The organism is Longimicrobium sp. (assembly GCF_036387355.1).
In the GTDB taxonomy this organism is placed as follows: domain Bacteria; phylum Gemmatimonadota; class Gemmatimonadetes; order Longimicrobiales; family Longimicrobiaceae; genus Longimicrobium.
Genome location: NZ_DASVTX010000154.1, coordinates 1 through 4069, shown reverse-complemented (window position 1 = coordinate 4069; position 4069 = coordinate 1). Strand labels below are relative to the sequence as shown.

Below are 4069 nucleotides of genomic sequence, written 5' to 3'. Positions count from 1 at the left end.
TGCGCGTCGGCGGCGCGCTGACGCGGCCGCAAACGCCCGTGCGGGGTTGACCGATGGGGCCGGGCGGTGTACATTCACCCTCCTGCCCGCTGAATGCACCGATAGCTCAACCGGCAGAGCAGGGGACTCTTAATCCCAAGGTTGTAGGTTCGATTCCTACTCGGTGCACTGGTGCTTCGGCCCGGTGGTGGGGACCGAAGCAACGCTCGTGCGCCCGTAGCTCAGCTGGATAGAGCGTCTGACTACGGATCAGAAGGCCGGGAGTTCGAATCTCTCCGGGCGCACCTGTTCTTGTGAAGCTTGTGGTTGTCCGGCGACGGTTCTGCTCCTGTGGCGGAATTGGTAGACGCGCTAGATTCAGGATCTAGTGGGCGCAAGCTCGTGGAGGTTCGAGTCCTCTCGGGAGCACTGTCGCGGGAACCATGGCACCCTGCCCAGGTGCTGAAACTGGTAGACAGGCCAGACTAAGGATCTGGTGCCTTAACCGGCGTGGAGGTTCGAGTCCTCTCCTGGGCACTGCAGGTTGTTTTGACAATCCGGGTAGCGGGAGGCGAGTGAGGATCGCGGCGCCGTTCGCGGCGGCGAGGAAAGTCCGAGCTCCACAGGGCAAGGGTGCCGGCTAACGGCCGGGCGTCGTGAGGCGACGGAAAGTGCAACAGAAAACAGACCGCCGATGGCCTTCGGGCTCAGGCAAGGGCGAAACGGTGCGGTAAGAGCGCACCGCGCGGCTGGCAACAGTCCGCGGCATGGCAAACCCCACCCGGAGCAAGGCCAAGCAGAGGCAAGGAGCGGCCCGCTCCATCTGAGCCTCGGGTAGGCTGCTGGAGGCCGGCGGCAACGTCGGCCCTAGAGAAATGATCCTCCCCCGGCAACGGGGACAGAACTCGGCTTATTCGCCTCCACATCCCGTACATGCGCGCTCGTAGCTCAGCTGGATAGAGCGCTAGCCTCCGGAGCTAGAGGTCACAGGTTCGAATCCTGTCGGGCGCATGAACAGAAAGCCCCATCGCGAGTCATCGCGGTGGGGTTTTCTGCGTCCGGCAGTTACGCCGTCCTGTACTTTCAACCGGTTTTGTCGCAGATTCCTGCGTGTTGGTCGCCGAAAGTGCAGGTTCTCGCATTCCCATTGCCGGAGTTGCCGCCGTTGCTCATCCGCTTCCGCGTAGAAAACTTCCGCTCCATCCGCGATGAGCAGGAACTTTCGCTCGTCGCATCGCCGCTCTCCGAGCATCCCGAAGCGGTGGTCCGCGCGGGCCGGTTCGGCGTGGACCTGCTGCGCACCGCCGCGATCTACGGGCCGAATGCTTCGGGAAAGTCGACCGTGATGCACGCGCTGGAATTCATGAAGTCCGCCGTCTCGGACTCTCAGCGCACCTGGGCACCCGACGCCAAGATTCCGCGTTCGCCATTCGCACTGGACGCCAGTTCCGCGGCCGAGCCGTCTCTGTGGGGAGTGGATCTGCTTCTGGGCGGAGTTCGCTACGAGTACGGATTCGTGGCAGATGATTCGCGCATTCTCGAGGAATGGCTGTACGCGTATCCAAGAGGGCGAAAGCAGGAATGGTTCACCCGCGATGCTTCACGCGGGCAGGAATTCGAATTCAGCCGCCTCTTGAAAGGCGAGAATCGTGCGATCAGCGGATTCACGCGGCCCAATAGCCTCTTCCTTTCAGCGGCCGCGCAGAACAACCACGCCATGCTAGCGCCGGTGTACAGGTGGTTCAGTGCCAATCTCCTAGTCACCGATGAGCAGGACATGGCAGGGCGTGAACTGGCCGCATCTCAGATATGCATCAGCGAAACTGGGCGAGTTCCCATCTTGGGCTTGCTTGAGTCTGCCGATCTCGGGATTACCGGCCTGGACGTTGACGTGGACGATTTTCCCACGTTTGCCGATCGATGGAACATCAGATCGGATACTCCGGAATGGAGGGAATATGCCGATGCTCTGCCCCGAGTGGTGACGAGTGTTCAACTCAGGCATCGCACCAAGGTGGCAGATGTCGATGAGAGTCTTCCTTTCGATCAGGAATCCCGCGGAACGCGAGTGCTGTTCGGCTTGGCTGGGCTGATCGTCGCCACACTGCAAACAGGCGGCGTGCTGGTGGTGGATGAACTCGACCGCAGCCTGCACCCGCAGCTGGCAATGAAGATCGTGGAGCTGTTCAACGAGCAGGGGACGAATCCCAAGAACGCCCAACTGATCTTCAACACGCATGACACCAACCTCCTCGACTCCTCCCTCCTGCGCCGCGACCAGGTGTGGTTCACAGAGAAGGGGGAGGACGGCGCGACGCGGCTCTTTCCGCTGACGGACTTCAAGGCACGGAAGCACGAGAATCTGGAACGCGGGTATCTGCAGGGCCGCTATGGGGCGGTGCCCGCTCTCGGCAACTTTGACCCGCAGCAGTCCGCCGCTGACTGATGGCGAGGCAGAACCGAAGAGATTCGGGAGGGCCGCTCCGGCGGCGCGGCCCGATCCGCGACGTGCTTCCTACCTTCCTCATCGTGTGTGAGGGGCAGGTGACGGAACGCCAGTACATCGAGGGCTTCAACGTCACGCGCGGCGTAGCCGCCGTTCGGCTCGACGTACGTGCGCCAGGAGGCGACCCGCTCGTGCTGGTGGAGCGTGCGATCAAACTCCGCAACGAGGCCCGTCACAAGGCGCGCCGCGCTGACGATCGCAATCTGGCGTACGACCAGGTCTGGTGCGTCCTGGATGTGGACGAGCATTCCCGGCTGGACAGCGCCCGCGCGTTGGCGGCCTGGGAGGGGATCGAACTCGCCATCTCGAATCCCTGTTTTGAACTCTGGCTGCTGCTGCACTTCGCGGATCACTCGGCACACCTGTCCGCCGCCGATGCGAGGCGAAGGCTGACCCGTCATCTGCCCGGCTACGACAAGCACCTGCGTTTCGCCGCCCTGGACGGCGGTTTTACGGACGCGGTGCGCAGGGCTCAGGCGCTGGATCAGCGGCACGAGGCGATGGGTACCGCGGGCGAGAATCCGTCGACAGGAGTCCACAAGCTGATGTCGCGGATCGACGAGAACAGCCGGTCGGCTCGCTTGGCCCCCAGCCCTCGGGGGTAGCTGGCACGGTCGGGCACAGGCACGGAAAACTCCGTCGCGAGGGATCGCGACGGGGTTTCTTCGTGCCAGCGCGGACACAACCACGCGGAGGCTCTGGCCCTGGAAAGCAGAGAACCCCGGCTTCCGTGAAGGAGGCCGGGGTTCTGCGCCGAACGGGATCCCACAGCGGCGGCGGGCGCCGCTCCGGGGTCGCGTGAGGGTTACGGAGTCGCCGCGACCACGTTGACGACGGTGGTCGCCGTGCGGCCTTCCGAGGTGGCCGTGATGGTGGCCGAGCCGACCGCCACACCGGTCACGACGCCGGCGTTGGTCACCGTGGCGACATTGGCGTTGCTGCTGGTCATGGTGACCGTCCGGCCCGTGAGCACGTTGTTGTTCGCGTCACGCGTGGTGACCGTCAGGTTGGTGGTACGCCCCACCTGAACGGAAGCCGGGTTCGGGGTCAGCGTCACCGTGGCGACCGGCACCGGAAGTACCGTAAGCGCAGTGTGGCCGGTCTTGCCGCCCACGAAGGCCGTGATCAGGATCGGGCCGCCAGCGGCAACCGCCGTGACTTCGCCGGTCTGGCTCACCGTGGCGATGTTGGTGTTGCCGCTGGTCCACACCACCGGCTCGCCGGTGATGACGTTTCCGTCCGTGTCCGTAACGTTGACGGTCAGCTGCTGCTTGTTGCCGGCGACCACCGTGGCGGACAGCGGCGACACCACTACCGACCCGATGAGTTGCGGCGACGACGTGTCATCGCTGCACGAAGCCACGAACAGCGCGGACAGACCGAGGACAAGAGTACGACGCAGTGTGTTCTTCATGGGCAAGCCTGAGGGCGGTGAGTGACCGCGCCGCGGAGAGACGGCGCGCGGACGACGGGATTGTTGGGCTTCGCATAAGTATGCACCCATTCCGCCGGTATCGCAAGGTGGTTCCCTGATTTTTACCCCGGCAGGGCTCACATTTGTCTGGCGGCGAGCCCTTTTCCGGA

At 63.9% G+C, this 4069-nt stretch carries 3 protein-coding genes, 5 tRNA genes and 1 other RNA gene; 8 read left to right on the top strand and 1 reads right to left on the bottom strand.

Features of this window, described 5'->3' with window-relative positions; all coding sequences use genetic code 11:
* Window positions 1–95: 95 nt before the first annotated feature.
* From VF665_RS07160 to VF665_RS07125, 8 genes are all read left to right on the top strand, one after another.
* Window positions 96–168 (top strand) — tRNA-Lys (locus VF665_RS07160).
* 42 nt (window positions 169–210) lie between these two features.
* Window positions 211–284 (top strand) — tRNA-Arg (locus VF665_RS07155).
* Between the two features lie 40 nt (window positions 285–324).
* Window positions 325–408 (top strand) — tRNA-Leu (locus VF665_RS07150).
* 24 nt (window positions 409–432) lie between these two features.
* Window positions 433–516 (top strand) — tRNA-Leu (locus VF665_RS07145).
* 30 nt (window positions 517–546) lie between these two features.
* Window positions 547–905, top strand: an RNA gene (gene rnpB / locus VF665_RS07140) — RNase P RNA component class A.
* Window positions 906–916: 11 nt separating this feature from the next.
* Window positions 917–990: transfer RNA gene (locus VF665_RS07135), tRNA-Arg, on the top strand.
* Window positions 991–1144: 154 nt separating this feature from the next.
* On the top strand, window positions 1145–2425 hold the full coding sequence (locus VF665_RS07130) for an AAA family ATPase (RefSeq protein ID WP_331052721.1): 1281 nt from the start codon (window positions 1145–1147) through the stop codon (window positions 2423–2425).
* Window positions 2425–3090, top strand: coding sequence for an RloB family protein (locus tag VF665_RS07125; protein WP_331052720.1), 666 nt, complete (start codon window positions 2425–2427; stop codon window positions 3088–3090). Before VF665_RS07130 ends, VF665_RS07125 begins: the two co-directional genes overlap by 1 nt.
* Before the next feature lie 200 nt (window positions 3091–3290).
* Here the strand turns inward: VF665_RS07125 and VF665_RS07120 are convergent, their stop codons facing one another.
* On the bottom strand, window positions 3291–3899 hold the full coding sequence (locus VF665_RS07120) for an Ig-like domain-containing protein (RefSeq protein WP_331052719.1): 609 nt from the start codon (window positions 3897–3899) through the stop codon (window positions 3291–3293).
* Window positions 3900–4069: the final 170 nt, after the last annotated feature.

What these genes read in the sequence shown, in the direction of transcription:
- VF665_RS07125 (WP_331052720.1), top strand. Translation starts at nt 2,425, where the DNA reads ATGGCGAGGCAGAACCGAAGAGATTCGGGAGGGCCGCTCCGGCGGCGC.
- VF665_RS07120 (WP_331052719.1), bottom strand. Translation starts at nt 3,899, where the DNA reads ATGAAGAACACACTGCGTCGTACTCTTGTCCTCGGTCTGTCCGCGCTG.